The sequence below is a fragment of the Microvirga pakistanensis genome, assembly GCF_004458765.1.
Lineage (GTDB): Bacteria > Pseudomonadota > Alphaproteobacteria > Rhizobiales > Beijerinckiaceae > Microvirga > Microvirga pakistanensis.
This window is the reverse complement of sequence record NZ_SPJX01000040.1, coordinates 1-223: the sequence shown is the minus strand read 5'-3', so window position 1 is coordinate 223 and position 223 is coordinate 1. Positions and strand designations below refer to the sequence as shown.

Here is a 223-nt window from a genome sequence, read left to right as displayed (position 1 = left end):
GAGCCGGCGGCTACGAGCCGCTGCAATCCCGGGATCCCGCCGTGCTCTATCAGGACGTGCTCCTGGCGCTTGCGCCCCACCGCGGCGTCAACAACGGCAGCCCGTCCCTTCATGCGGGATGGCTGCACGCCCTGGCCCTCCGCGAGGGCGAGCGCGTCGCGCAGATCGGGGCGGGAACCGGCTACTACACCGCCATCCTGGCGGAACTCGTCGGAGAGAAGGG

At 71.3% G+C, this 223-nt stretch carries 1 pseudogene; it reads left to right on the top strand.

Going from position 1 to position 223, the window contains the following annotated elements:
• Positions 1–223: pseudogene (locus E4K09_RS02480) on the top strand (protein-L-isoaspartate carboxylmethyltransferase); the annotation flags it as partial.